Origin of the sequence: Vibrio sp. 10N.247.310.23, assembly GCF_041467155.1 — a bacterium.
Classification (GTDB): Bacteria; Pseudomonadota; Gammaproteobacteria; order Enterobacterales; family Vibrionaceae; genus Vibrio; species Vibrio crassostreae_C.
Map to the genome: position 1 here is coordinate 152,295 of NZ_JBFSTZ010000010.1, position 26,941 is coordinate 179,235.

Here is a 26,941-nt window from a genome sequence, read left to right on the forward strand (position 1 = left end):
GAACAATTAAGTTGATAATGTCAACTATAAATACAGTAGTTGATAATGTCAACTATAAATACAGTAGTTGATAATGTCAACTATATTTCTAAGGATCGTTTATGTCTGATAACACATCGCTAGAATCAATCTTTCGTCTAGTGCACTCTTTGAAACGTCAAATGAGCGAACAGATTGAGAGCTTAGACTCAGAGATCGCACCTATGAACATTCGTGTCATGAAGATCATTACTAAGAAGTCTCCATGTACCGCTATCGATATCGCACACTTCCTAGATCGTGATAAAGCACAGGTCACTCGGCTCATTAATGCCTTGATCAATCAGGAACTTGTGAAGAAGTCTCCGAACCCGGAAGACAAGCGCAGCCAGTTATTGGTTCTGACTGATAAGGGTCAAGAGATCATGAGTAAGGTCTCGGATATCGATCGAGACATGCTGAAGAGAATGACCAAAGGCATGGCCGAAGACGAGTTAGAACAATTCAGAAAAATTGCGAAGAAAATGGCGCAGAACTTAGAAAGCTGATCTTAAAAATAAAACGAAAAAACGCCACCGAATCGTAAGATCGGTGGCGTTTCGTGTATAAGTTGGGTTGTACAGCTTAGTGGTTTAGCTATGTCTATTTGGATGACAGCTCTAATTCGATGCTAGTTTCCACCATGCCTGAACAGGTACAGGCTCTGAGATCACCAAACGTTCACCCATCACCGGGCTTACCATTTGTACATCTCGCTCTTTGCTAATCGCCAGTGCTTGTTCCATTGGGTCTTGCCAATCATGCATAGAAAGGTCGAAGGTACTGTTGTGGATTGGCATCATCACCTTACCTTGCAGATCAATGTGTGCCTGAACACTCTGTTCTGGGAACATATGAATATCCGCCCAAAGTGAGTTATACGCACCCGTTTCAACCATGGTTAAATCAAACGGCCCAAAACGGTCGCCAATCTCTTTAAAGCCATTGAAGTAACCAGAATCACCGCTAAAGAAGACTTTCTTATCTGAAGCGTTAATAACCCAACTGCCCCACAGTGTTTGGTCACGATCAAGCAAGCCACGTCCAGAGAAGTGCTGTGTCGGCGTCAACGTGAACTCAATGTCTGAGGCCGTTGCCGATTCCCACCAGTTCAATTCGATGATCTTCTCTTTATCCACGCCCCACTTTTCCAATAGTGAGCCCACTCTTAATGGCACTAAGAACGTACCCACTTTGTCGGCTAATACCTTCACGGCACCTTTGTCTAAATGGTCGTAGTGATCATGGCTGATCACTACCACATCGATGTCAGGTAGATCTTGCAGTGAGATTGGGGTTGGGTGAAAGCGCTTTGGCCCCATCCATTGCACTGGTGATGCTCGATCACTGAACACAGGGTCAGTCATCACTAGCTTGCCATCTAGCTTCATCATCACACTTGAGTGACCTAAGCGGTACGCAACGTCTTCTGTCTCTTCGATCAATTGCTCGGCTGTCATCGGAATCAAAGGCAATGCAGCGCGCGGCACGGGCTCGTTTCTTTCCACAGTCACGTATGCTTTCAAGATTGAAAAAATATCAGACATACCCGATTTGTATTCCAGCTCACTGTTAGCAAACTTCTTTGGAAGCTTATCTAGATTGTCATTTGATTGTGAACCTGTGCTTACGATAGCGACCACGGCAAGTACTCCTAAAATCGGTAATAGATATTTTTTCATTGGTATCTCTTCAACCGTTGGGAAAGACCCAACTCAAAAACTACACTGACTAGTTTACATACCAAAACCAAAAAGTAAACCACAGAGTGTAATTTTTAATTTATCTAGACGTAAGCGTGTCAAAGTCGATTTTGGAAAAACCAACTTTGGCAACGAGTTAACTTAGTTATTTAGCTAATCAGAAAGGTTAATCAGCAGACCATACATTCTTGAAATCTGGCCATCCCCAGTTGGTGATGGCTACGTTTTTAAGAATCCCTTGGAAACGAACGGTCTGTAAGTGATGGAACATAGGCACTAGCCAATAATCAGAAATCAACGTCGATGCAACAGGCTCCAACTCTGCCAAGTAATTCGGCAGTTCAACTGAGGCTTTGTGATGATCTAAGCGCTGTTTAAGCCAATCACTGTTCATCTCTCCGAGCGCGGAATGCAATACAGGGTCATTCATCAACCACGAGAACAGCGAAGATGGCGCATTATCATCGAGATTCAGGTTACACAATACCAAATCTTCTTTTAAATCGCCCCGCTGAGAAAGCAGCGCCAACTCTCGAAAGCTATAGGTGTTCACTTCAACTTCCACTCCATGTCGTTTAAGGATGTCCGACACGGAAATGGCACACCGATAAAGGGCATAGTAGTTATATACCGCAATGCTCAATTTCTTAGGCAACTCGCTCTCTCTGGAAGGCGTTCGATACAGCTTCTGCCAACTTGGCAATATGTTCTGAGCCAAAGAGACACTGAATAATCCTTGGTTTTGCTCCAGTTGCGCCAAAATAGCCTGAGGGTTTGCAAGGGCTGATAGGTACTTACGTTGCTCGTCGCTTAACGGATTCACTGCTGAGTTTTGATTGAACAGAACAAACAAACAACCATCTTCGATTCGACTACGAAGCCCGTCAGTTTCAGCCGAGACTAGCTCAGTGTCGCTTTTCCCTAATTGGTGAAAACAGGCGGAGTCTTCATAAGGTGACACCTGCATCTGGCTATCATCGAATCGAGCACTACCTGTCATCGACTCTTCAAACTGCCAAATAGTCACTTCATCGGTTAAAGAGCGACACCCGTAAAAGTGTTCGAATGCCGAGAGCTTGATGCGCTCACTATTGGTTTCAACCACTCTGAAAGGGCCAGTACCGATCACAGCATGAGACATTGAGCTCAATGGTAATGGTTCACGCATCACTTGCTCGGCGGGTTGAATCGAATACTTAACGCCAGCCAATAAGCCCGCGAACCCGGTGTCTGCTTTGGTGAGTTGAAAGCTGATCCTCAATGGCTGTTCACTGTAGATGGAAGAAACATGATCTAACTCAGCTTGATAGAAAGGCAGAGCTTGTAAAGCAGTAAACAAAGCAACCAGCTGCTTGGCATCAACTGGCTGACCATCATGAAATGTCAGACCGGGGCGCAGATAGAAAGTCCAAACCAGTTGCTCAGTGTCATATTCCCAATGGTGAGCTAGTTCAGGCTTTAACTCACCTTTACCATTACACGTCACTAGGCAGCTAAACACCTGTCTGATCAAAAATCGTTCGCTACTGCGGTGTATATGGTGCGGAAACAAATCCTCAAACTTACGCTTATAGGTTAATTGAACGTGCAGCAGCCCTTCACGCATGGTCGCGCCGGAAGTTTCTTGCAGTAAAGAACCAAACACAGCGCGGTCATTATCCAATATGGAAAGTGCTTTTTCGTACTTGCCCTGCTCTATCAGTTTACTTGCAACATGCTGCGCCAACTCTGAATTGCTAAAACGCAGTGTTAAGTTAGAGCGTTGATTCCTGCCAACTTTTGGCTCCCACACCACCCATTCAGCTTGATGCATCTTACCAAGTAAAGTTCGAGCGTGACGCAAGCTTGTAAACAGCATATCCGCTACTTCGGCTAGGGTGACTGAATGAGAAATGTTTGGCTCGAATGATTCTAGCCGCGTGTAGTAACGTATCATGTTTAGATCAGACAAATAGTGAACCTTTTAAAGATAGCTCTTCCTAATTAAGCTCATTATAAAACACATTCATCAAAAAGTAGTGTAATGCGACCAAAACAGGAACAACCAATAAAAATACCATCTGTTTTTTAGTTCCTCTTAATTATCCATAATGAACGGGTCAGCAACAAACCATAGGTTGTAAATAAAGCCTAACCAGAGAGAGTAATGACCATGAGAAAATACTATCTTAACAAGCTAAAAAGCACCTGCAGTAAGCTCGAAAGAGAAGCACTACGAACACTTTTAGATCTATGTAACTGGCGTTATTAGTACACTTTTTAGCACCGAGTAAACGCGAGTTGGGTACAACCTAATATGCTCCTACCCCCAATATGAGTTAGGTCTCAACTCGCTTTTCCATTCCAATTCCCCTCTCAAGCCTGCTGTACCAATAGCTCACACAATCGATAAATTTCCGTTGTCGACTCGACAAATTTAATTCGTTTTCTTAGTTGAACGAAAAGCCTTAAGGTTCGCCCCGAAGCAAGCAAGGAGCCTCAGAAAAAACTGAAAGCTCAGCTAACAACTAATTTATTTGCAGTTACCAATCAGGTATTAACTAAGGAAACGCCATGCGTATCGCAATTCTTTCTCGCAACGAAAATCTATACTCTACCGCTCGTCTAAAGCAGGCTGGAGAAGCACGTGGTCATCAGGTCGATGTTATCGACACGTTGCACTGTGATATAGATATCGCGAGTAACAATCCGAAGATTCGCTACATGGGTGAAGAGCTACCTCAATACGATGCTGTTATTCCACGTATTGGCGCTTCCATTACCTTTTACGGAACTGCGGTTGTTCGCCAATTTGAAATGATGGGCACTTTTTGTATCAATGAGTCAGTAGCAATCAGTCGCTCTCGCGACAAACTGCGCTCACTCCAACTGTTGTCTCGTAAAGGTATTGGCTTACCAAAAACAGGTTTCGCTAGCCGCCCAGACAAGATTCAAGACCTGATCAAAAACGTAGGCGGCGCGCCACTTGTGATCAAGCTTCTTGAAGGCACTCAAGGTATCGGCGTTGTACTAGCAGAAACAAACAAAGCAGCAGAAAGCGTTATCGAAGCGTTCATGGGCCTAAAAGCGAACATCTTGGTTCAAGAGTTCATTGAAGAAGCAAATGGCGCAGACATCCGTTGTTTTGTTGTTGGCAACAAAGTAATTGCTGCAATGAAGCGTCAAGCTGGTGAAGGTGAATTCCGCTCTAACCTGCACCGTGGCGGCACTGCTCAGCTGGTTAAACTAACCAAAGAAGAGCGCGCAACAGCAATCAATGCAGCGAAAATCATGGGATTAAACCTATGTGGTGTAGATATCCTACAATCTAAGAACGGCCCAGTAGTAATGGAAGTAAACTCTTCTCCAGGCCTAGAAGGCATCGAGAAAGCAACGGGTAAAGATGTAGCAGACATGATTTTCGAATTCATCGAGAAGAATGCAAAACCAAACGCTAACCGTACTCGTGGCAAGGGCTGATTGAATACCGATAACTCATGATTGGAAAGAAAATGAACAATAAAATGATCATAGGGAATACCGAAGCACTTTGCTTACCAGAGTTAGGGATAACTGGACTACATACACGTGTTGATACAGGGGCTAAAACCTCTTCTCTACACGTAGACAATCTACTATGTGTTAAATCAAATGGTGAGAAATTCGTAGAGTTCGACCTTCACCCAGACGTTTATCACCTAGAAGAGACGGTGCGCTGCAAGGCGAAACTGAAAACAAGTAAGAAAATTAAATCATCTAACGGCGAAGTTGAACACCGTTGCGTGATTGAAACCATGCTAAGAATCGGTGGCCAACAATGGCCGATCGATATCACGCTAAGTAACCGTCAAGACATGACTTACATGATGTTGCTTGGACGTCAAGGCATGAGTGACAAAGTGATTGTTGACCCTGCGGGTGAATTCCTGCTGACTCACTAATCCGAGTCATCGTAACCGCTCCACAGGTTATAACTAAAGCTACTCACAACGATATAAGGCCAGTCTCATGACTGGCCTTATTGCTATCTATTTTTCTATTTCTACTTTCAGCTCTGAATACACGACTTTGCATTCAGACTTCTGATCTATTTCTTCGATTTACCATGAGATTGAAAACCAAATCGCCCAATCGATAAAAGTAATTTCTTGGTTTTGATTTTCGTCACTCGCCAATGTGTAACAGGCCTTCTTGGGGCACTCATCAGCAGGTGTTCAAAAGCCTTCTGACTGAAATCGACTTGCCCACCATGCGCCACCAGCAAGGTATCGAGCTGCATGTCATAAATGCGCGATACAGACGCTCGATACTTATTAGGGTGAAAGATAGGAAACGGCGGAATCAGCTTCTTCTTAACCTCGACCATTAAATCGGCAACATAAGCCACGCTGTGTGATGGGCAATAGACCGAGAGATCACGGTCGGTATGGCCCGGTGTTTCAAGAACCAACCAATCATCAAACCCTGGAATACTATCCCCATCAGACAGCTTGTAGTCCGGCTTTAACTTTCTTGAATACCATAGGTTTGCTTTAGGCTTGCCTAAGCGGTTCGCCATCCACCTAGCAAGCGCTAAGTCGGTCAGGTGCATCAAAATGCCATCGATGCCGTGATACCAATCTTTGTCTCTGTTTGCTGCCACCAAATGACAATTAGTCAGCTTTCTGAGCGTATGCGCTGCCCCTGCGTGGTCCGGATGCATGTGTGTAACAACCACAGTATGTAGGTCGCTAAATTCACGGCCAAGCTCATCTTCAATGAAAGCCCTAAGATGAGGAATATCCGCACGGCACGCACCATCAAGTAACAGCAACCTATCTGGGTACTCTACGAGATACATGTCTTGGATATAGCCTTTGATGGTATGCAGCTGCAAAACCGCTCCTTGTGATAAAACAACTGGTCAGACCTATACAATAGCAAATTCAACTTCAATTGTGATCATTTTGTTAAAGACAACAATCTAAAACCGGATAGAGAACCCGAATCAAGATTTCTATTGGTATTCACTCAATTACTCAATTCCAATTCAACTCAGTGCACAGGAACAAATTCCAAAGATTGCCATCAATTTCATCCGATATTTTTCAGCATTATCGAATGCCCGCATTGCCGTAAACCTTACTCTATAGGCCTTGCTACTCTAGCCTCCACATGTTTTATCGTGACGACAAAACATGTGATTTGGTGACCTGAGTTATTCGGACTATATATGCGCCTCTAATTTATTGTCTGAGTGCTATACATGAACCAATTGATCGATGCTCTTTCTACCCAAGGTTACTTTGTTTGGGATGACTTCTTAACTCACAAAGAAGTGGTGGCATTGAGGGATTGCATTCCAGAGAACTGGAAAAAGGCTAGGATCGGCCGTAACGATGACGTAGCACGAGAAGCAGCGATTCGTAGTGACAAAATTCAGTGGGTACGCCGTGATATGGGCGAACCAGCATCTCTGTTCCTAGACAAAATGGAACAAATTCGTTTAGAGGCAAACCAAGCTTTCTTTTTAGGTCTGTTCGAATACGAAGCGCACTTTGCTAAATACGAAAAAGGCGACTTCTACCAGAAGCACTTAGACTGTTTCAAGGGCAATGAAAACCGCCGCCTGACCACTGTGTTCTATATGAATGATGAGTGGACAGAAGAAGACGCTGGTGAACTTGTGGTTTACGACCTAAAAGACAACCACATCACGACCATTCCACCAAAGTCAGGCCGCTTATTTGTGTTCTTATCTGAACAGTTCCCACACGAGGTACTGCCGACAAACACAGAGCGATTCAGTATTGCAGGTTGGTTCCGTATTAACGGCGTGAAAGACAACCAACTCGATATCGCACACTAGAACAAAGCCGATTATAACAAGCTCTAGCTTATTCAAAGCCTCTCCTTCGAGAGGCTTTTTTATGGAACAAATATTGAGCGAGTATTGAACAACATACCTCTTAAAAACCGCACGCAATAAATATTAAAACCATCAATAACTTTTCTCTTAAATGAAATCGAAATGAATCTTTCATATCAGTGAAACGGTTTAGCCACTTAAGTGAAATACGCCCTGTTCAAGATAGCTTCAAACGACACCCCTACCGTCTCGTTAACACTCTAATCCAATACCTCGACATCGATTTCATCCAAAAGGAAACGAAGATGAATAAGCTAATTTTGGCAGGCGTTCTTTCTGCGACAGCGGCAATGCCAGCGTTCGCAACGACTCAAGTCACTTGGTGGCACGCAATGGGCGGCCAGCTTGGAGAAACAGTAAACAAAATTGCGACCGACTTTAATGCGTCACAAGATGATTACGAGATCACGCCAATCTACAAAGGTTCATACACAGAGACCTTAACAGCCGGTATCGCGGCATACCGAGCAGGTGAAGCACCCAATATTCTGCAAGTCTTCGATGCAGGCGCAGCAACCATCATGAACGCGAAAGACGTCGCGAAACCGGTACAGGATATTCTGGTTGAGTCGGGTTACAACTTTAATTCAAACGACTACCTAGCGGGCGTTCGTAACTTCTATGCCGACAACCAAGGCAAGATGGTTGGTATGCCTTTCAACAGTTCGACACCGGTTCTTTACTACAACAAAGATCTTCTCGCGGAAGTGGGTGCAGACGCGCCTAAAACTTATGAAGAACTAGAAGTGGTCGCTAAGAAACTGAAGGCTGAAGGACACATCGCGTTTTCTCAATCTCTGACGCCGTGGATCATGTTCGAGAACTTTAAGTCTCGCCACAACCTGCCAGTCGCAGATCAAAACAACGGCTACGATGGCTTGTCCACTAAGATCATGTTCAACACCAAAGACATGATGATGCACGTTAGCAAGATGAAAGAGTGGTCAGATCTAGGTTACTACAAGTATTACGGCAGCGACTGGGATGCAAACCAAACCCCTTTCGAGCGCCAAGAAGTGGCGATGTGGATGGGTTCTTCAGGCTCATTCGGTGGCTTACGTAATCGCGTACCTTTCGAACTCGGCACCACATACCTTCCATACTGGAAATCGGTTAACCCAGACGCAGGCTTAACCTTCATTGGCGGTGCTGCTCTGTTTGCACTCAATGGCCATGACCAACAGCAAGACAAAGGTGTAGCAGCGTTCTTTGATTACCTGACGAAGCCTGAAACTCAAGTCTACTGGCACAAAACCACTGGTTATGTACCTGTAACAACGGCTGCCTATGAGCTAGCGAAAGAGTCTGGCTACTACAACGAACAACCAGATGCAGAAGTGGGCGTTAAGCAGCTAAGCCTAAAATCGGGCGAATGGACTAAAGGTTACCGCTTAGGTTACTACCCTCAAATTCGTGAAGTGATGCATCGTGAATTCGACAATATCTTCGCCGACCGCTCTAGCGTCGAGAACAGCCTAGATAAAGTCGAAGATGAGAGCAGCAAACTGCTGAAACGCTTCGCTCGTACGATGAACTAATTTGGCTTAATAAACCAAAGCCGTTCATTGCTCCTCACTACTTGTCACTGCGTCATTAAAAACGTAATGGCAAGGTGTGAGGAGATTCTTCACTAGCGCCATTTCTTGCTCCAAAAACTACAACTCAACTGGATGCATTCCTTTGCTATAGCGCTAGTGCTCACCGTAACTAACAGTGATAACAGTCACTAATTTTTGGGGATTACCCTGTGGAACGACGTCAGCAATTCTTTCACTCTCCGCTGCCTTACCTATTTTTGGCGCCTCAGATACTCATCATTGCAGTTTTCTTTATCTACCCAGCAGCAAAGGCAGTTTACCTGTCCTTCATGCTAGAAGACCCTTGGGGCACCTCTTCCATCTTCGTGTGGTTCGAAAACTATCAAATGCTGTTCGAATCGAGCGAATATCTGAACTCGATTGGCTTCACCTTAATGTTCGCGATTGTGGTCTCTTTCTTATCGCTTGCCTTAGCGCTACTGCTCGCGGTTAAAGCCGACAACATCATTCACGGACAAGGCGCTTACAAGGTCACTCTCACTTGGGTTTACGCGGTTGCCCCTGCGATTGCAGGCGTAATCGGTGCTTTCTTGTTTAACCCACATATTGGCGTGTTTGCCGAGATATTTGCGGTTATAGGTTGGGACTTTAGCTTCCAGACCGACCCTTTGGATGCCACGTTTGCTCTGATTTTGGTTTCGGTTTGGAAACAGGTTTCGGTGAATTTCATCTACTTTCTGGCTGGGCTTCAATCGATCTCTTACGCAGTAAAAGAAGCGGCGATGCTCGATTGTGTCAGCGACTCGAAACGTTTCTGGACCATTACTTTCCCGCTACTCGCACCTACAGGCTTCTTTCTTCTGGTCATCAACCTCACCTACTCGTTCTTTGAAACCTTTGGCGTGATCGACACCATGACCAATGGCGGCCCAGGTGGCGGCACAACGTCGTTGGTGTACAAGGTGTATCGAGACGGGTTTGTTGGCGCAGATTTAGGCGGCAGCTCTGCGCAGTCAGTTGTGTTGTTGCTATTGGTTCTCACTCTTACATTTATCCAGTTTCGCGTTGTAGAAAAGCGTGTTCACTACTAGCCCACCACAGCTAGGTTTTAACGCGACAGGAGTTATTTATGAAAAGTAATAAGGTCTATGACCACCTAATTCTAATTGCTGGGATGCTGTTCATGTTGGTCCCTATCTGGCTAATCTTCGCCAGCTCGACGCATAACCCGAACACCATTGTCAGCGAAGGCCTGCAATGGGTACCAGGCGATAACTTTACGGCCATTTATAGCGAAGCTTGGAACAAAAGCATGGGCTTCAGTGGCGAAGTCACCGCCAGCAAAATGATCGCCAACTCGATGATCATGGGGCTAGGTTTTGCGATCGGTAAGATCATCATTTCGATGATGGCTGCGTATGCTTTGGTCTACTTCAGACTGCCTTATGCTACAGCTTGGTTCTGGTTGATCTTCGTGACGCTTTTGCTGCCATTAGAAGTGCGCATTATCCCTTCCTATGAGGTTGTCGCTGGGCTTGGGCTTCTTAATAGCTACACAGGTTTAATTCTGCCTTTGATCGCCTCAGCCACCGCGACGTTCTTTTTTAGGCAGTTCTTCAAAACCATCCCCGATGAATTGTTAGAAGCCGCTCAGCTAGATAACGCAGGTCCATTTCGATTCTTTGTCGACATCTTATTGCCACTGTCTAAAACCATGATTGCCGCAATCTTCATCATCATGTTTGTGGTGGGTTGGAACCAATATCTGTGGCCAATCATGATGACCACGGACGAAGGCTACAACACCATCGTGATGGGCATCAAACAAGTACTCAACAACATCAATGAAACCAGTTTACCGCGCTACGACTATGTTTTTGCCATGGTGATTTTAGCTATGTTGCCACCCGTTTTAGTGGTGGTTGTATTTCAACGTTGGTTTGTAAAAGGGCTAGTAGAAAGTGAAAAATAATAACGACAAAAATCAAATGAACGATAACCGCATTCAATCACTCGCTGAGTACAAGATGTCTCACCTGCCTTCTCACCAAGCTATCCACAAAAATACAGAGGACACTCCGATGCCAAAGTTAAAACAAACGTTAGGGCACACCCAAGCCACTCACAACCATACGCACAAAGCACCTACCATGTTAGGCATCAAAAACTTGGTCAAGACGTACGAAAACGGCCATCAAGCCGTCAAAGGAGTCTCTCTTGATATCGATGAGGGTGAGTTCCTTGTTTTAGTGGGGCCTTCTGGTTGTGGTAAGTCTTCTATCTTGCGTTCCATTGCGGGTTTAGAAAGCATCTCTGGCGGTGAGATACATATAGGTGGTCGTCGGGTTGATACAGAGAAACCTGCCCTGCGTGATATCGCGATGGTCTTCCAGAATTACGCGCTCTACCCTCACATGACGGTGTATAAGAACCTCGCTTATGGCTTAAAGAACCGAGGTGTCAGTCAGCACCTTATTGAAGATAAAATTGAGAAAGTCGCCAAAACACTGAAGATCGAAGAATATCTAGACCGCAAGCCAGCCAAACTTTCTGGTGGTCAACGTCAACGTGTTGCTATGGGGCGAGCGATCGTTCGCGACCCACAGCTGTTCTTGTTTGACGAACCTTTGTCTAACCTAGATGCCTCACTGCGTGCCCACATGAGATTAGAAATCAAAAAGCTGCAACGCGAGCTTGGCGTGACCAGTGTTTACGTCACTCATGATCAAGTTGAAGCCATGACACTGGCTGACAGAATTGTGGTACTCAACAACGGTCAAATAGAGCAAGTCGGGACACCAAGAGAGGTCTACCACCAGCCAGCCAGTACCTTTGTGGCAAGCTTCATTGGCAGCCCAGCGATGAATTTCTTACCAGCAACACTCGACGACGGCTACCTTGAGATTGGCGACCAACAAATGTACTTGCCCGAATTCGCCCACGTAAAAAATACAGCCATCACACTTGGTATTCGCCCAGAACACTCTGAGGTTTGTGCCGATTTAGTCATGAACGCGCTGCCACTTGAATTACGCATCAGTGTGGTTGAGCCTTTAGGGCCAAATCAATTGGTTCATGGCCTTGTGAACGAACAACCCTTTATTGCAGTGACACCCGAAACGACGCTGTGCCAAGCCGTCCCTCTCGGGCTAAGCATTAATAAATCCAACCTGCATATTTTTGACAATCTTGGCAAACGCATTCACCCAAATAACTTCACCTCACAGGAGTCACACGAAGATGCGACAAGCTTAACGACGGCTCTAGCTTAATCGAGTACACTGATATTTAATGCGTTTTTACGGTGCGTCTTTAAGAAGGATTAATTATGTCGTCTATCATCGTAGGTCATCGGGGTGTTGCAGGTACTCACCCAGAAAATACCAAAGCAAGCATTGAACAAGCGGCTAAACTCGGCTTGAAATGGATTGAAGTTGATATTCAGCCCACTCAGGATGACCAACTGGTCGTTTGTCACGATCACACGCTTGATCGCTGCAGCGATGGCAAGGGTCGAGTTGATGAACACACCCTTGCTGAGCTGCGTCAGCTCGATTTTGGCAGTTGGAAGTCTGAGCAGTTCGCTGGTGAAAGAATATTGACGTTGGAAGAGTTGCTCGCGCTTGTTGAGCAGCATGATCTCAGCGTGAACTTAGAGATCAAAGTCGACAGTCGACATCAAGCGCCTCATGTCGTTGATTTGCTGCATACCGAGTTGATTCGTTCAAATCTAGACACCGACAGAGTGCTGCTTTCAAGTTTCAGCCATCAAGTGGTTTCTGAAATGGCTCTTCACCTGCCGAGATACCGCGTAGGTGTGATCACAGAGCAGCTGACTCAAGCCGACTTGATGTTGATTGACGAGGTTAAAGCGTTCAGCTGTCACATGAACTACGAGCATGTGAATCAGAGCGATCTTGATACACTCAGTGAAGCAAATATTCAAACTTGGTGCTACACAGTAAACGATCCCTCTCACTTCAAATTCATCTCAAAAGTAGATGCCGTATTCACTGATCTTCCGAATCAATTTACCTCTATAAATTGACCAAGCGAATACTGCAAAAACAACCCCGAGAGACTTTAAAATTAACTCTCGGGAAACCTTAAAATTAGGTAGCAAACACAAGTGAGTAGGAGTACATTCCGCTACTCACTTGGTTTCATTAGCTCGCTCTATTTAGACAGCTTCATTGGTTACTTAATTTATGGATCTCATTTTTAGTCCAACCTTCCCAATTTTGGGTGCAATCTTCATTTTCGCCGCTATTGTTCGTGGCTTCTCAGGTTTCGGTTTCACCTTAGTGGCATTGCCATTAAGTGCGTTATTCGCGCCTGTTATCGAACTGGTTCCCGTCTTCATGTTGATCGATCTCCTAGGCAATGTTCAATTACTGCCTAAAGTTCGAAAGCACGTTAACTGGCGCTGGGTTTTAAAGGTGTTTATCCCTTGTTTTGCCTTCACACCAGTCGGCCTACTTCTGCTTAAATCCGTTAGCCAAGACACGATCATCTTGATCATCAGTGCCTTCATTTTTGCGTCTGCGCTTATGATCTATAAAGGCTTCCAGTACAAAAGCGAACCTAGATTTGCTCCCTATATTCTAGGCAGCCTTGCAGGTGTAATGAACGGCGCGGCTTCGATGTCAGGACCTCCAATTGGCACTCATGCATTGGCAAGCCCAGTCGCTCCGCACATTGCTAGAGCCGGCCTGATTGCCTTCTTTGTATTGGCAGATTCCACTGCATTTGTTTCGGCATCTATCGCTGGGTTAGTCGACCGTGATGTGGTCTGGCTGACTCTCGCACTCTTACCAAGCAGCATGTTTGGCGGTTATGTGGGTTCTAAACTGTTCGAGAGATTTGGTGGAGCGAAGTTTAAGCCAGTCACCATTGCATTGCTGATTGTGATTGCAATATTCAGTGCCGGTCGAGTCTTACTGTAACTGGATTTAGCGGTTAATTTTGGACGTTGCTTTTACGAATTGGTTTCGCGAATTGATTGCGCTAATTGGCTGCAAAAGTGATTAAGAAAATTGGGTACCAATGACTACCATTCAATATGGATAGGGGTACCCATTTTTACAAGTTGGAGAAACTCATCCATATCTTGATTGGTTAACGCGATACAGCCATCCGTCCAATCAAAGCTTTGAATAAAGCTCGGCGAACGACGCTCGCCGTTTTTGATGCCATGGATTTTGATGTTTCCTCCAGGATCTACATCATTTTGCTCTGCCCATTGCATATCCGAAGGTTGCGGATAGTTAATATGTACTGAGCGATAAAAGTCCGACTCTTCCATCACATAATCGAGCTGGTATTCCCCTTCCGGCGTTCGGTTGTCCCCTTCAAAGCGTTTATGCCCTTTCGGTTGTTTGCCTAGCGCAATACGAAACTCCTGAATCACCTCTTCACCTTTTAGCAGATACATCCTACGTTTCGATTTATCGACTTTAACTAACGTAACCACTTGCGACAGCGAATCTATCTCAGATGCGCTATCCGGTACGTTGTAAAACTGTCGAGAGGAACTTTGAGGTGGACGTTTCGATGACCCTTGAGAAAACTGAGCTACCTTTTCATCAGGGCTACTGTTAAGAACATCATCCACAATAATCACATGCTCGGAGTTTGAGCTCGTGGAAGAGGTTGAGTTAGATGAAGACGTTGAGACACGTTGAGAATGAGCCGGTGCAGACTCGAATACGATGGTTTCGATAGCGGTCGCGTCAGAGACTATTTTCTCGACCACGACTTGCTCAGCATTCGCGTTCGAAGCCACAAACAGTAAACACAGTGATAAAGGCAGAAACAGACGCACCTTTAGATCTCCTCAAAACGCATGGACATGGTTCGTGACTGAGTTTCCATTCCTAACGACTCATAGAAACCCTGAGCTTGTTGGTTAAACTCCATTACCTCCAACCTAAGTTCTATCGCTCCTCTCGCCTGCGCCCATTGATTAAAAGACTTCATTAACGCTCGACCAGCACCTTTGCTCTGAACCTGATCGTTCACCACAATCGTATTGACCCTTGCCACCTTGTGCGGCTGAATAAAACTGACGCCTTTGTTCTGCGTTACCTTACCCGCTAAAAAGCCAACGACTTGCTTGTCGTCTACTGCAACCAAGAAAGCGCCAAGTGGGTCAAGCATCAAACCTAACCAATACTCTTCACTGTCGGCCAAGCCTTGTGACGCTGGTGCAAATACCATAGGCGCACCAAGATGATGTTGACGGTTTATCTGCTCAGAGAGCGCTAAGATCGCGTTAATATCAGTTACCTTGGCCGTCCGGATTTGCATATCATCACCTTGTTTGAATTCAATAACACCTTAGCAAAAATGGCTTAGTTGTGCACCGTTACACTGGTCAACTCAGACGCTCTGTGAAGGCTGAACATTAATATTAGGCACTATGTTTAGGGAAATTGTTCCGTAAATCTCAGGCACATTGCCAGCCGTTGAGTGCTACTATCTCTGCAGAATCAATATACTAACGACGACTAACGACTGGATACCTATATGATTAAGTTTGCTGTAATTGGAACCAATTGGATTACACAAAAGTTTGTTCAAGCTGCGCACGAATCTCAATCGATGCAACTTGCTGCGGTTTACTCTCGAAATCTAGACAGCGCGGCACAGTTCGCCCAAGAATTTGACGTTGAAACCACGTATGACTCACTCGACGCATTGGCCAATGACAACACTGTAGAAGCCGTGTACATCGCTTCCCCTAACTCACTGCATTGCGAGCAATCTATCTTCATGATGGAACACGGCAAGCATGTTATCTGTGAAAAGCCGGTTGCATCAAATATTGATGAAGCAACACGCATGTTCGAAGTCGCTGAGAAAAACGGTGTGGTGCTGTTTGAGGCGTATAAATCTCAATTCCTACCGAACTTTAAGCAAGTTCAACTTGGGTTAGAAAAGATTGGCAAGGTACATAAAGCACACATCAACTACTGCCAGTATTCATCGCGCTACCAAAAATACCTAAACGGCGAGAACCCAAATACCTTCAACCCAGCTTTTTCTAACGGCTCATTGGTCGATATTGGCTTTTACTGTGTTGCCGCGACAGTCGCGCTATTTGGCAAACCTGAAAACGCACAGGCTTCTGCAAAGCTACTTGATTCAGGTGTCGATGCTCATGGCTGTGCGATCTTCCAATACCCTGAGTTTGATGTGACCCTTGCGCACTCCAAAGTCAGCGACTCTTATGCGCCAAGCGAGATCCAAGGTGAATTAGGGGCGATCATCATCGATCACATCGCTGAATGTACTGACGTTAAGATCCGCTACCGCGATGGCACGGTAGAAAACCTTACTCAAGCACAAAGCGAAAACTCCATGAGTTACGAAGCGCAGGCCTTTGCTAGCTGCATTGCTGGCGACAACGCAACACAAGCGCAGGCCCAACTGCGCGCTTTAACGGTTACGAAGTTAATTACAGAGATGCGCCAACAAGTTGGTGTAGTGTATCCAGCGGATAAATAACGTCACAGCGTAAGTTAACAAACTGATTTTTAATACATAATTATTTATACATAACTGAATTTAATCTTTACGACAAATAACCGGATTAGTTGATTGAGGTCCCATCTGTTTAAATCCGCGTTCGATATCTATCGTATTTATTTAATTTATTGAAGGTGTGTAAAGTGTTTTCAGTTGATGATCGCGTTGTAGCAACAAAAGGTGTTGAACTAGGTGAAATGGTAGTAACTGGCCTAAGTGCTGGTGGCGGCTACGTTCACGTTACAACGGTAGAAGGCGCAATGACGCTTACTTACCCAGCGCAAGATCTTAAAAAAGCATAGTTTAACCACTCTGCCCTTTTAGTAGTCACTCTACTAAAGGTAACAAAATTGAGGCTTTGGCTGACTTCACTCTTCTGCATTAGAGTAAGCAGCCAGAGCCTTTTTTATGCCCGTCATTTACCCACCAGCTTTCTCATTAGCTTACTCGCTACAATAAAACCGCACTCAACTGACAATAGAATTAGGCAACGAGTTTCTACACTAGGTGCTTATTCTCATCGTTCTCTTGATATTCCCGTGCACTTAATCGCAGTGAATAGTTCTTGTTAACAAAGGCTTATTGTCTGCGAAAGTTTCTGGTACATTAGCATCATCTTATACTAAGAAAGACCCGAATGAGGGAAGCTATGAAGCTTTACATTTACGATCACTGCCCTTTCTGTGCAAGAGTCTCCTACATTGCTCAATCGCTAGGCTTGAACATTGAGCTTGTTTCTGTCGATTATGATGATGCCCAAACCCTTATCGATCTGATCGGTAAAAAGATGGTACCCGTCTTACAAAAAGACGATGGCTCTATCATGGCAGAGAGCCTAGATATCATCGCGTACTTCATGGACTTGAAATCAAGCGATGAGCAGCGTGTGCCATCTGAGCAAGTGACTGTGTTCCAAACTCGCGCATTCCCTCTTACTCAACAGATTGGACGCCCACGTTGGTGGAACCTCGACTTGGCTGAATATCGCTCTTCTGGAGCCAAAGAAGCTTGGCGTGCCAGTAAAGAGACCGAAGGTTTTAACTTTGAAGAACTGTTAGAAAAGACGCCTCAGTTCGTTCAACTGATTAACCCATTACTGAAAGATGCCGAACTCTTACTGGATCTAGAGAATGGTGAGTCATCACTGCCTCTAATCGATCAAGCGGTGTATTTCTCGATGCTTCGTGGCTTTTGCGTAGAACCAAGCATCAGTTGGCCACCAGCACTTGAACGCTGGTTAGAAAAGAAAAGCGAAACGCTAAAGCTGTCTTTACTTCGCTAGAAAGCTATCTCGATTAAGAAAGCAAGCTCTGATTAAGAAAACAAGCTCTGACTCGCAAGCGACTACAACGAGCACAAACAAAAAATCGAAGCTCTCAGGTGTAAACTGCGAGCTTCGATTTTCTTTTATCTGGCCATTCTATTTCTCTAAGGCTTTGTCTTACAGCAGACGCCTTCTCAAACCTGTTCGCTCCAAGATTCGTGTCGAAATTTCTTCAACCGATAGTGAAGAGGTGTTGATGTAAGGTATCGCTTCTCGACGGAACATCGCCTCTACCGTTTGCAATTCATACAAACATTGTGAGTCACTGGCGTATTCGCTGCCTGCTAAGCGGTTCTCACGAATTTCAGTGAGCCTTTCTGCATCAATGGTCAAACCAAACAGCTTATGTCGGTAAATCTCAAACTCTGGCAACAGCTTTAAGCGTGCCAAGTCATCGTGGATAAATGGGTAGTTTGCTACGCGTAAGCCAAACTGCATCGCCATATACAAACTTGTTGGTGTTTTGCCACTTCGAGAAACACCCAACAAGATGATGTCGGCTTCTTCCAGCCCTTTTAGCGTGATGCCATCATCATGCGCGAGCGTGTACTCAATCGCAGCAATACGGTCGAAATACTTCACCGAGTCCTTGTTTACACTGCGTGAGCGCTGCAACTTAGGAACAGGCGCCATCTGAATGTCATCCTGTACTTTCTGCACGATGCTCTCTAACACGTCATAACAGTGCGCGGGCGCTTCTAGCAATTTGGTTTTGATATCAGGTATCACAATCGAAAAGAACACTAGCGGTTCTAATCCGGTATCACGATACGAAATTTCAATCTCTTTTAATAAATCAGAAAGTTTGTCCTCACTTTCCACAAACGGAAAGGTTTTTTCATTGGCTTTAAAAGGGAATTGACCTAGAACAACATGCCCTAAAGTCTCACATGTTATGGCCGTTCCATCAGAAACATAGAATACATCACGACTTTGAATATCAATTTGCATTTTTTATTTAATGTTTAAAATTATTTTGAGTAGGATGGTAACCATAATATAGATAATAAAACCCTGCTGACTATTACGTCCCCCACAGCTTTAGAAAATAATTTACATTTTTTTAAACTGATACGTAATCGTTTGCCTTTAAATCCCTACAATGCTTGCTATGTTTCTGGAGAAATAAATGCAAAATAATACCCTATGGTTCAATGGCCTATCCATGGAAGATGTCGACAAAGTCGGCGGTAAGAACGCCTCACTGGGCGAGATGGTTTCTAACCTGTCCAATGCTGGTGTTTCTGTACCTAATGGTTTTGCTACCACCTCTTATGCGTTTAACGACTTTCTTGATTACAAAGGTCTTGATGAGCGCATTCACCAACTACTTGATGAACTTGATGTTGAAGACGTTGACGCCCTGCGTAAGACAGGTGCAACGATTCGACAATGGGTTCTAGATGCACCCTTCCCAGAATCACTAGAGCAAGACATCCGTGATAACTACCGCGAGCTAATCGAAGACAACGAAGAATTGTCTGTAGCTGTGCGTTCATCTGCAACCGCAGAAGACCTTCCAGATGCTTCATTCGCAGGCCAGCAAGAAACCTTCCTTAACGTGAAAGGCATCGACGCGGTACTCGAAGCAACCAAGCACGTTTACGCGTCACTGTTTAACGACCGCGCTATCTCTTACCGTGTACACCAAGGCTTTGACCACCGTGGCATTTCATTGTCTGCGGGTATCCAGCGCATGGTTCGCTCAGACAAAGCCTCTTCAGGTGTGATGTTCACGCTTGATACTGAGTCTGGCTTCGACCAAGTGGTATTCATCACCTCTTCTTGGGGCTTGGGTGAAATGGTTGTACAGGGCGCAGTGAACCCAGACGAGTTCTACGTTCACAAGCCAATGTTAGAAGCGGGTCACTACCCAATCGTTAAAAAGACGTTTGGTTCTAAGTTGATCAAGATGATCTACTCGACCAATCAAGAAATCGGCAAGCAAGTCGATATCATCGACACCGACACTCAAGAGCGTAACCAGTTCTCACTGAACGATGAAGAGATCAAAGAGTTAGCAAAACAAGCGATGATCATCGAGAAGCACTACCAACGTCCGATGGACATCGAGTGGGCGAAAGATGGTATCGACGGCAAGCTATACATTGTTCAAGCTCGCCCAGAAACCGTATGTTCTCAAAGCGATCAAAACGTTATCGAGCGTTACGAGCTAAACAATAAGGCGGATGTCTTGGTTGAAGGCCGCGCTATCGGTCAGCGTATCGGCTCTGGCCCTGTTCGCTTGGTTGATTCTCTAGACCAAATGTCACTGGTTCAAGAAGGCGACGTGCTGGTAACTGACATGACAGACCCAGACTGGGAACCTGTGATGAAGAAAGCCTCTGCGATTGTCACTAACCGTGGTGGCCGTACTTGCCACGCAGCAATCATCGCTCGTGAGCTCGGCATTCCTGCAATCGTTGGCTGTGGTACAGCGACAAGCAGCCTAAACGACGGTGACACCGTGACAGTGTCATGTTCAGAAGGCGAAACAGGCTACGTTTACAACGGCGAACTCGACTTTGAAATTAAACGTTCTGAAGTTGATGAGCTACCAATGCTGCCAACCAAAGTCATGATGAACGTGGGTAACCCAGATCGCGCCTTCGACTTCGCGCAGATTCCAAACGAAGGTGTTGGCCTTGCTCGTCTTGAATTCATCATCAACAAGATGATCGGTATTCACCCTAAAGCGCTGCTTAACTTCGATGCGCAAACGGATGAGCTAAAAGCGGAAATCAACGAACGTATTCGCGGCTACAAAGATCCTATCGATTTCTACGTAAGCAAATTAACAGAAGGCATCGCGACTATCGCTTCTGCATTCTGGCCTAAGCGTGTGATCGTACGTATGTCTGACTTTAAGTCGAACGAATACAGCAACCTTGTAGGTGGCAAAACGTTTGAACCACATGAAGAGAACCCAATGCTGGGCTTCCGTGGCGCATCTCGTTACATCTCACCAGTATTCGAAGACTGTTTCGAGCTAGAAACTCAAGCAATCAAACGTGTTCGTAATGAGATGGGTCTTAAGAACGTTGAAATCATGATTCCATTCGTTCGCACGCCAAGCGAAGCAGCATCGGTTATCGACATTCTGGCTAAGTTCGACCTACGCCGTGGCGACCAAGGTCTGAAAGTCATCATGATGTGTGAGCTACCATCGAACGCAATTTTGGCTGATGAGTTCTTGAAGTACTTCGATGGCTTCTCTATCGGTTCAAACGACATGACACAGCTGACGCTTGGCCTAGACCGAGATTCAGGTGACGTGGCACACCTATTCGATGAGCGTAACCCAGCCGTGAAAGCAATGCTGAAAATGGCGATCGATGCAGCAACCAAAGCGGGTAAATACGTGGGCATTTGTGGCCAAGGCCCATCTGACCATGACGACCTAGCAGAGTGGTTAATGGAGCAAGGCATCAGCTCTGTTTCACTAAACCCGGATACGGTTATCGATACGTGGTTGAAGCTAGGTAGCGTTGCTAATAAATAAGTAACGTTTTACGCAGTACCTAAACGACAAAAGCCAGTCACATTGACTGGCTTTTTTAGGTTCTTTGCAAATTAGCTGGCTAGAGCGCTAGAAGTAGTATCTCACACCAACCCAAGCTTCGGTTTGCCAACCATTCGGCATTGACACACCTTTCACATCAACATCCGCTTTGGTAATGTCATAGCGCGTATTCAACCACCAAGTTCTTGCAGTGTTCATCGGCACATTTAACGATGTTTTAAATGAGAAGTTTTGCATGTCGATATCATCACCAGAAAGATCTTGCCACTCAGGAACCAAAGACACATAAGCGCCAGAGTCACCGAGATGCTTCGCGGTAATCAAACCAAGCGAGTATCCCGTTAAATCATCTTTAGATGAAGTGACGCCAGGGATCTCCATACTACCAGTCATCAGTCCTGCTCTTGGAAATACCAGGAATCCACCGGTATAAGCTGGATTAATCGCAACAACACCGCCAACCGACAATAAGTCATTTTTAATACTGTTGCGCGTATTAATATAATCTAATGAAAGACCCACTTTAGGCGTAGCTTTCGTCCCCGTTTCAAAGACGTGGAAGTACTGAATTCTAGAGTTGCTGTACTCTGTACCGAATTTGTCTGGATCGCGAAGCGCTGTGTTGCTTTCATCGACAAACGTCCCTTCGGCCAGTAGGGCAAACTGCTGACCGTTTTCTAAACCGCCAGAAACTTGCCCTTGAAACTGGATATCTGAACTACCATTCAGCATCAATGCAGCTTGAGTATAAACTTTAGTGACATCAGCAGGATCGATAACACGTTCGGAATCTGAATCGGCATGTGCAGGAAGGGCTAGACCTAAACTCAACGGGATTAATAGAGCAAACTTTTTCATTATATCTCTCGAAAGTCGTTTGCTTCCTCCTTGAAGCCTGGAACATCCTGTTAGGTAATAAATAGATTACTTGTCAGCAAGTAGTTTTGCTGCCGAACGCATTAGTGCAGGGCCTTTATTCTCACCAAAACCTGAGTGGTATGGGTTGGTTGAGAACATCACACCCACAAAGTCACGCGCCGGATCGATGTAAATAAATTGGCCTAGGTTGCCGCTTTTCGACATCGCACCATCGTTGAAAATGAAATCAAACTGGTATGCGTTGTAGTCTGCTTTTTCGTTGTATGCGTGCAGTGAACTGCTCTCTTTGCTAGTACCTACGAATGCTTTTGGATCACCGCCGTTGCGGATACGATCAATCACAGCTTGTGACACCACTGGCTCATCAGCCACCGCTTTCCAGCTAGGTGTAAATAGTGTTCCCCAGCGAGCCATGTCTTCTACCGTTGATGAAACCAAGCCAACCGCGATCGCCATGCCATCTGGCGTCAAGTTGAATTGCATTGGTTGACGTGCGTGCACTTTTGACCAAACACGATCTTCGAATACTTGAGTCCAAGTTTTGTTCTCAACGTTTTCAACTAACTTAGTCAGCACCATGGTGTTGATAGATGCGTAACGGAAATGGTCACCGGCTTTTTCACCTTCCAGTTTCTGTGCACCTTGAGCCACTTCCATCCAAGTTTCCATTTCACCCGTTTTTGCACGAGGTGAGTTAAACGATGCCGCAAAGAAACGCACCACATCAGAGTCTGGGTTCAAGATAGACTCTAATGTCTCTTCATTGTCTAGCGCGGTCGACATGTTCAGAACTTGGTGTACTGTGATGCCATCCCAGTTCGTTCCTTTCAATTCAGAAACATACTCAGCGATCTCTTTTTCAGGGTCGACTTTGCCCTCTTCCACTAACATTGCGATCACTGTGCCAACCGTCGTTTTTGCTGTAGATGCCCAAACGTGCGTATCTGTCGGCTTCATACCTGGGTAAGCTTCGTAAACGATCTCCCCTTTGTGAATCAACATAAAGCCTTGGGTACGGAACTGTTCATCCGCCAAGTACTCATCCATTGTCAACTGACCTTTGCTTTCAGTATCAACTTTCAGTGCAGCGAGTCGTGGGTCGATATTTTTGACTAAAGGCTTGTACTCTTCGTTTGGAGCCGCCAGTGCCGTTGGTAGAAACTCACTCATGTGCATGTTGTAGTAAACGCTGTGGTCGCCGCCCATCTGCCAATGAAAGTTATTGAATAACTCACGAGCTGAGTCAGTAAAACTTGGGGTAAATGCTGTGCTCGCCTCTTTCACGGTCAAGGTAACTTGAGCACCTTCAACTTTCAGAGCTTCTTCAACTGGGTTTGCTGCTAGAGCAAATGATGATGGGGTCGCTAACGATACTAGAACGGCAATGTGTTTAAGTTTCATAATTGTTCTCCTGTTTGGGTTAGGAAAAGTATAGGGAGATGCGCTACACTTAATTAGGTCACTTGATGACATTTAATGGTAGGCACAAAACAATGAAAGCATCATCGAACACCACCAGCATACTGCTCACTTCGACCAGTAACATTGCTCCATATATTCAGTATTGTGACAAACATAGACTGGATTGGCGCACCGTCGCCGTTGCGTGCGGTCTACCCATTGAACTGACACAATCCAATCAATGGCTTCCTACACAAGACGTGATTCGCTTCATTCATGGCCTTGAGCGTAAGTTTGGCTATTCGATAGGGATTGAGGTTGGACGTAAGGCCTCTCTAGAGCAATTGTCACCTGAGCTAGACCGAAAAATTGAACAATGCACTTCTCTCGAGCAAGCGGTACGCTGCTTGATTACTGAAATATCGACCTTAAGTAATCACGTCACCATATGGACGGAAAAAAGCGATGGATTGTGGTGGCTGTGTCATCGAAGTTGCTATCACCCATCGACCTCAGGTTTTGAACAAGCAGAATGGTTTCGCGCCCTGACCGTGATTAGCCTATGCCGTAAGTTCATTGACAGTCGCTGGCAACCATCACACGCCAAGTTGGTCTCTAAGCACAACAGCGCACGTAAATTACCTAAGCATTTCTTTGATTCTGATATTCAGTTTGAAGAGCAATACGGTGCGTTCTCGATTCCGCTGCCCGATGATTATCGTGCCATTTCAGAACGAAATAGTACCCAAGATTGGCATCACGCTGTCGAGATATTAATAGACACCTATGCGACTCTACCTTGGTTCAATATTGAGTGGTTTGCGACCATGCTCGGCATGACAAAACGAACGCTGCAGAGAAACCTGAAGAGCAAAAACATTCTCTTTAAACAAGCCAAAGAACAAGTTCGGGAAGCTAAAGCAAAACAGCTACTTGAAGAGACCAACCTTTCTGTTCAAGACATCAGTTGGCAAGTGGGTTACAGCGACTTGAGTAATTTCAATCGTGCATTCAAAGGTTGGGTTGGAGTCACGCCACCAAGTTATCGGGATAAAGCGAAACATTAGAAATAGTCGAATGGAAAACCTTTAGACCCAATCCGCTAATATAAAACTCAGAAACAAGATACGACACCTTAAATTTCAATAAGCGAACGCATAAAGTTGCATTGCACAATGCTCACATACCGATGAAACTGTGCAAAGGTAATATCGATAGATTTAATGACATTTATTGGTATCGAGCTAACGTTACGTTATCCTTTACGCAATTCTTCATTGAGTGGATTGTCACTACGACAAACCTACCTTCAAGACTGATAAGAGTGTTATGAATTCTACGACCGCAACTCCCTCGCCTTCTCTTGGCCGACAACTCTATACAATGACATGGCCAATGCTGTTTGGGGTGCTCTCCCTGATGAGCTTCCAACTTGTAGACAGTGCTTTTATTGGCCAGTTAGGCGTACTGCCGCTCGCGGTTCAAGGCTTCACGCTACCAATTCAAATGATCATTATCGGGATTCAAGTCGGACTAGGCATCGCGACAACGGCTGTGATCGCGAGAGCTATTGGGGCTAACGAGATACGCTATGCCAAACAGCTCGGCGGATTAGTCGTTGCGATGGGCAGTGTGAGTGTCGCGCTGTTCTCGGTCATCATCTATCTGTTGCGTGGTCCTATTTTACAACTCCTCGATGCACCACCGACGGTACTGCCGATCATTGATTATTACTGGATCTATTGGCTGGTAAGCTCTTGGACAGGCGCACTGCTCTACTTTTTCTACAGTGTGTGTCGTGCCAATGGTAATACCATGCTGCCCGGTTCGATGATGATCGCGACCAGCATCATCAACTTGATATTGGACCCGATTTTCATATTCACGCTCGACATGGGCATCAACGGAGCCGCGATTGCGACCATCTTGGCGTTCGGTGCGGGTATCTTTATCGTTGCTCCTAAGGTAACTAAGAAGCATTGGATGACATTCGACTGGCACGATCTTGATATCGGCAAGAGTATTCGTTCTATAGGAAACATCATGGGGCCTGCGATGATCAGTCAGCTACTGCCACCAGTCTCTTCGATGCTCGCCACCAAACTGCTTGCAGGCTACGGCACAGCAGCCGTTGCAGCTTGGGCGCTAGGTTCACGTTTTGAGTTCTTTTCGATTGTTGCAGTGCTTGCTCTGACTATGTCGATGCCACCTATGATTGGCCGAATGTTGGGAGAAAAGAACCTAGGGAACATACGTAGTCTTGTGAAGATTGCCGTGATGTTTGTATTAGGATTCCAATTGGTGATCGCACTGGTAACTTGGATGTTCTCTGGCGGGTTGGCAAATCTCATGACCAGCGAAGACGAAGTCTCGACCATTTTGAACTACCACTTACTTATCGTTCCTATCAGTTTAGGGCCGTTGGGTATCTGTATGCTGATGGTTTCTATCTCGAATGCGCTTGGTAAGTCTTATACTGCCTTAACGATATCAGCACTGCGCCTGTTCGCCTTCTTCTTGCCTTGCTTGTGGATTGGTTCGCAGCTTGCTGGTATTGAAGGCCTGTTCTGGGGTGCCATGGTGGGTAATGTGCTTGCCGGTACATGTGCTTGGTTTATGTACCAACGCGCACTTGGGCAAGTCGAGGCTAAGCTTTCTAATTAATCAGTTAGCGAACTAAACGGCTTGCCAGCTAAACCGCTATAAAGTTATTAAACGAAAAAGCAGCCACTTAGGCTGCTTTTTTAGTTTCAGACTTAAAATATATTGGGGTTAGACTTGCTCAAAGTAAGCCAAAAACTCACCGCAATCTTTTTGGAATGGTGGCAATATTTCTGCTAGTGTTTCATCACCCCAATGCCACCATTCAAAGCTTTCTAATCGCCCGGCATAGCTAGGAGCATCAAACCGAGGACGCAGTTGCCAAACGCAATCGAGTATGGCGGTACGCCTTAAGCAGCGGTTATCAAGCAGTTCAGGCCCTGCATCAACATAAATGAGTTAATCATTCCATTGTATCAAAGTACTTCACCAGCCTAAAACTGCAGTACTTCAGTTTCATTCGGGACCATTTTAAAAGGAAGTTATACCAATTAAAGTAAAAATGTGATCTAATTAAGATTGATGAATTATTGTGAA

At 45.3% G+C, this 26,941-nt stretch carries 24 protein-coding genes and 1 pseudogene; 16 read left to right on the top strand and 9 right to left on the bottom strand.

The window, feature by feature from the left end:
* Positions 1-101: 101 nt before the first annotated feature.
* Positions 102-527, top strand: a complete 426-nt coding sequence (locus AB6D93_RS10130) for a MarR family winged helix-turn-helix transcriptional regulator (RefSeq protein ID WP_017060573.1) — start codon at positions 102-104, stop codon at positions 525-527.
* A 111-nt stretch (positions 528-638) separates the two neighbouring features.
* Here AB6D93_RS10130 and AB6D93_RS10135 read toward each other — a convergent pair whose 3' ends face one another.
* Entirely contained in the window at positions 639-1,700 is a 1,062-nt protein-coding gene (locus tag AB6D93_RS10135; protein WP_102331986.1) for an MBL fold metallo-hydrolase, read from the bottom strand.
* 187 nt (positions 1,701-1,887) lie between these two features.
* On the bottom strand, positions 1,888-3,672 hold the full coding sequence (locus AB6D93_RS10140; RefSeq protein WP_102331985.1) for an SgrR family transcriptional regulator: 1,785 nt from the start codon (positions 3,670-3,672) through the stop codon (positions 1,888-1,890).
* Between the two features lie 602 nt (positions 3,673-4,274).
* Between AB6D93_RS10140 and rimK the strand changes: the two genes are divergently transcribed.
* Complete coding sequence (gene rimK, locus AB6D93_RS10145; RefSeq protein ID WP_004740040.1) at positions 4,275-5,180, top strand: 30S ribosomal protein S6--L-glutamate ligase; 906 nt, start codon at positions 4,275-4,277, stop codon at positions 5,178-5,180.
* A gap of 32 nt (positions 5,181-5,212) precedes the next feature.
* The gene (locus AB6D93_RS10150; protein ID WP_004740039.1) at positions 5,213-5,641 is read left to right on the top strand and encodes a RimK/LysX family protein; all 429 of its coding nucleotides are present in this window, start codon (positions 5,213-5,215) and stop codon (positions 5,639-5,641) included.
* Between the two features lie 146 nt (positions 5,642-5,787).
* Here AB6D93_RS10150 and AB6D93_RS10155 read toward each other — a convergent pair whose 3' ends face one another.
* Entirely contained in the window at positions 5,788-6,576 is a 789-nt protein-coding gene (locus AB6D93_RS10155; RefSeq protein ID WP_017067276.1) for an MBL fold metallo-hydrolase, read from the bottom strand.
* A gap of 369 nt (positions 6,577-6,945) precedes the next feature.
* Here AB6D93_RS10155 and AB6D93_RS10160 point away from each other — a divergent pair, with 369 nt between their 5' ends.
* The 7 genes from AB6D93_RS10160 (at position 6,946) to AB6D93_RS10190 (ending at position 14,092) form a co-directional block, all read left to right on the top strand.
* Positions 6,946-7,548, top strand: coding sequence for a 2OG-Fe(II) oxygenase (locus AB6D93_RS10160; protein ID WP_102331984.1), 603 nt, complete (start codon positions 6,946-6,948; stop codon positions 7,546-7,548).
* 305 nt (positions 7,549-7,853) lie between these two features.
* Positions 7,854-9,146, top strand: coding sequence for an extracellular solute-binding protein (locus tag AB6D93_RS10165; RefSeq protein ID WP_017064900.1), 1,293 nt, complete (start codon positions 7,854-7,856; stop codon positions 9,144-9,146).
* Positions 9,147-9,355: 209 nt separating this feature from the next.
* On the top strand, positions 9,356-10,237 hold the full coding sequence (locus tag AB6D93_RS10170; RefSeq protein WP_017060567.1) for an ABC transporter permease subunit: 882 nt from the start codon (positions 9,356-9,358) through the stop codon (positions 10,235-10,237).
* A gap of 38 nt (positions 10,238-10,275) precedes the next feature.
* Positions 10,276-11,118, top strand: a complete 843-nt coding sequence (gene ugpE, locus AB6D93_RS10175) for a sn-glycerol-3-phosphate ABC transporter permease UgpE (RefSeq protein WP_017071585.1) — start codon at positions 10,276-10,278, stop codon at positions 11,116-11,118.
* Entirely contained in the window at positions 11,108-12,418 is a 1,311-nt protein-coding gene (locus tag AB6D93_RS10180; protein ID WP_102331983.1) for a sn-glycerol-3-phosphate import ATP-binding protein UgpC, read from the top strand. The genes ugpE and AB6D93_RS10180 overlap by 11 nt, the downstream gene beginning before the upstream one ends.
* Before the next feature lie 56 nt (positions 12,419-12,474).
* Positions 12,475-13,194, top strand: a complete 720-nt coding sequence (locus AB6D93_RS10185) for a glycerophosphodiester phosphodiesterase family protein (protein ID WP_102331982.1) — start codon at positions 12,475-12,477, stop codon at positions 13,192-13,194.
* 160 nt (positions 13,195-13,354) lie between these two features.
* Positions 13,355-14,092 (top strand): sulfite exporter TauE/SafE family protein, encoded by a 738-nt coding sequence (locus AB6D93_RS10190; RefSeq protein ID WP_048617090.1) that lies wholly within the window; start codon positions 13,355-13,357, stop codon positions 14,090-14,092.
* A 104-nt stretch (positions 14,093-14,196) separates the two neighbouring features.
* Here the strand turns inward: AB6D93_RS10190 and AB6D93_RS10195 are convergent, their stop codons facing one another.
* The gene (locus AB6D93_RS10195) at positions 14,197-14,970 is read right to left on the bottom strand and encodes a murein L,D-transpeptidase family protein (protein WP_017064906.1); all 774 of its coding nucleotides are present in this window, start codon (positions 14,968-14,970) and stop codon (positions 14,197-14,199) included.
* A gap of 2 nt (positions 14,971-14,972) precedes the next feature.
* A complete protein-coding gene (locus AB6D93_RS10200; protein ID WP_017064907.1) occupies positions 14,973-15,455 on the bottom strand; it encodes a GNAT family N-acetyltransferase in 483 nt (160 codons plus the stop codon).
* A gap of 219 nt (positions 15,456-15,674) precedes the next feature.
* On the opposite strand from AB6D93_RS10200, the gene AB6D93_RS10205 reads away from it, so the two are divergent.
* From AB6D93_RS10205 to grxB, 3 genes are all read left to right on the top strand, one after another.
* Positions 15,675-16,655, top strand: coding sequence for a Gfo/Idh/MocA family protein (locus AB6D93_RS10205; protein WP_102331981.1), 981 nt, complete (start codon positions 15,675-15,677; stop codon positions 16,653-16,655).
* A gap of 164 nt (positions 16,656-16,819) precedes the next feature.
* Positions 16,820-16,978, top strand: a complete 159-nt coding sequence (locus AB6D93_RS10210) for a hypothetical protein (RefSeq protein WP_004733064.1) — start codon at positions 16,820-16,822, stop codon at positions 16,976-16,978.
* A 347-nt stretch (positions 16,979-17,325) separates the two neighbouring features.
* Positions 17,326-17,958, top strand: coding sequence for a glutaredoxin 2 (gene grxB, locus AB6D93_RS10215; protein ID WP_102331980.1), 633 nt, complete (start codon positions 17,326-17,328; stop codon positions 17,956-17,958).
* Positions 17,959-18,117: 159 nt separating this feature from the next.
* On the opposite strand, the gene AB6D93_RS10220 is transcribed toward grxB, so the two are convergent.
* A complete protein-coding gene (locus tag AB6D93_RS10220) occupies positions 18,118-18,951 on the bottom strand; it encodes a pyruvate, water dikinase regulatory protein (RefSeq protein WP_017060559.1) in 834 nt (277 codons plus the stop codon).
* 178 nt (positions 18,952-19,129) lie between these two features.
* Between AB6D93_RS10220 and ppsA the strand changes: the two genes are divergently transcribed.
* Positions 19,130-21,502, top strand: coding sequence for a phosphoenolpyruvate synthase (ppsA, locus tag AB6D93_RS10225; RefSeq protein ID WP_102331979.1), 2,373 nt, complete (start codon positions 19,130-19,132; stop codon positions 21,500-21,502).
* Positions 21,503-21,589: 87 nt separating this feature from the next.
* On the opposite strand, the gene AB6D93_RS10230 is transcribed toward ppsA, so the two are convergent.
* Both AB6D93_RS10230 and AB6D93_RS10235 read right to left on the bottom strand, forming a co-directional pair.
* Entirely contained in the window at positions 21,590-22,381 is a 792-nt protein-coding gene (locus tag AB6D93_RS10230) for a hypothetical protein (RefSeq protein ID WP_017064910.1), read from the bottom strand.
* A gap of 66 nt (positions 22,382-22,447) precedes the next feature.
* Positions 22,448-23,803 carry a serine hydrolase gene (locus tag AB6D93_RS10235; RefSeq protein ID WP_017060556.1) on the bottom strand — a complete coding sequence of 452 codons (1,356 nt, stop codon included), beginning with the start codon at positions 23,801-23,803 and terminating at the stop codon, positions 22,448-22,450.
* A gap of 92 nt (positions 23,804-23,895) precedes the next feature.
* Here AB6D93_RS10235 and AB6D93_RS10240 point away from each other — a divergent pair, with 92 nt between their 5' ends.
* The gene (locus tag AB6D93_RS10240) at positions 23,896-24,870 is read left to right on the top strand and encodes an AraC family transcriptional regulator (protein WP_017064911.1); all 975 of its coding nucleotides are present in this window, start codon (positions 23,896-23,898) and stop codon (positions 24,868-24,870) included.
* A 262-nt stretch (positions 24,871-25,132) separates the two neighbouring features.
* Positions 25,133-26,467 (top strand): MATE family efflux transporter, encoded by a 1,335-nt coding sequence (locus AB6D93_RS10245; RefSeq protein ID WP_017069196.1) that lies wholly within the window; start codon positions 25,133-25,135, stop codon positions 26,465-26,467.
* 108 nt (positions 26,468-26,575) lie between these two features.
* Here the strand turns inward: AB6D93_RS10245 and AB6D93_RS10250 are convergent.
* Positions 26,576-26,796, bottom strand: a pseudogene (locus AB6D93_RS10250) (phosphonate metabolism protein).
* Positions 26,797-26,941: the final 145 nt, after the last annotated feature.

Excerpts from the sequence above, each read along its gene's own strand:
- AB6D93_RS10130 (WP_017060573.1), top strand. The coding sequence starts at position 102 with ATGTCTGATAACACATCGCTAGAATCAATCTTTCGTCTAGTGCACTCT.
- AB6D93_RS10135 (WP_102331986.1), bottom strand. The coding sequence starts at position 1,700 with ATGAAAAAATATCTATTACCGATTTTAGGAGTACTTGCCGTGGTCGCT.
- rimK (WP_004740040.1), top strand. The coding sequence starts at position 4,275 with ATGCGTATCGCAATTCTTTCTCGCAACGAAAATCTATACTCTACCGCT.
- AB6D93_RS10150 (WP_004740039.1), top strand. The coding sequence starts at position 5,213 with ATGAACAATAAAATGATCATAGGGAATACCGAAGCACTTTGCTTACCA.
- AB6D93_RS10160 (WP_102331984.1), top strand. The coding sequence starts at position 6,946 with ATGAACCAATTGATCGATGCTCTTTCTACCCAAGGTTACTTTGTTTGG.
- AB6D93_RS10165 (WP_017064900.1), top strand. The coding sequence starts at position 7,854 with ATGAATAAGCTAATTTTGGCAGGCGTTCTTTCTGCGACAGCGGCAATG.
- ugpE (WP_017071585.1), top strand. The coding sequence starts at position 10,276 with ATGAAAAGTAATAAGGTCTATGACCACCTAATTCTAATTGCTGGGATG.
- AB6D93_RS10185 (WP_102331982.1), top strand. The coding sequence starts at position 12,475 with ATGTCGTCTATCATCGTAGGTCATCGGGGTGTTGCAGGTACTCACCCA.
- AB6D93_RS10190 (WP_048617090.1), top strand. The coding sequence starts at position 13,355 with ATGGATCTCATTTTTAGTCCAACCTTCCCAATTTTGGGTGCAATCTTC.
- AB6D93_RS10200 (WP_017064907.1), bottom strand. The coding sequence starts at position 15,455 with ATGCAAATCCGGACGGCCAAGGTAACTGATATTAACGCGATCTTAGCG.
- AB6D93_RS10205 (WP_102331981.1), top strand. The coding sequence starts at position 15,675 with ATGATTAAGTTTGCTGTAATTGGAACCAATTGGATTACACAAAAGTTT.
- grxB (WP_102331980.1), top strand. The coding sequence starts at position 17,326 with ATGAAGCTTTACATTTACGATCACTGCCCTTTCTGTGCAAGAGTCTCC.
- AB6D93_RS10220 (WP_017060559.1), bottom strand. The coding sequence starts at position 18,951 with ATGCAAATTGATATTCAAAGTCGTGATGTATTCTATGTTTCTGATGGA.
- ppsA (WP_102331979.1), top strand. The coding sequence starts at position 19,130 with ATGCAAAATAATACCCTATGGTTCAATGGCCTATCCATGGAAGATGTC.
- AB6D93_RS10230 (WP_017064910.1), bottom strand. The coding sequence starts at position 22,381 with ATGAAAAAGTTTGCTCTATTAATCCCGTTGAGTTTAGGTCTAGCCCTT.
- AB6D93_RS10235 (WP_017060556.1), bottom strand. The coding sequence starts at position 23,803 with ATGAAACTTAAACACATTGCCGTTCTAGTATCGTTAGCGACCCCATCA.
- AB6D93_RS10240 (WP_017064911.1), top strand. The coding sequence starts at position 23,896 with ATGAAAGCATCATCGAACACCACCAGCATACTGCTCACTTCGACCAGT.
- AB6D93_RS10245 (WP_017069196.1), top strand. The coding sequence starts at position 25,133 with ATGAATTCTACGACCGCAACTCCCTCGCCTTCTCTTGGCCGACAACTC.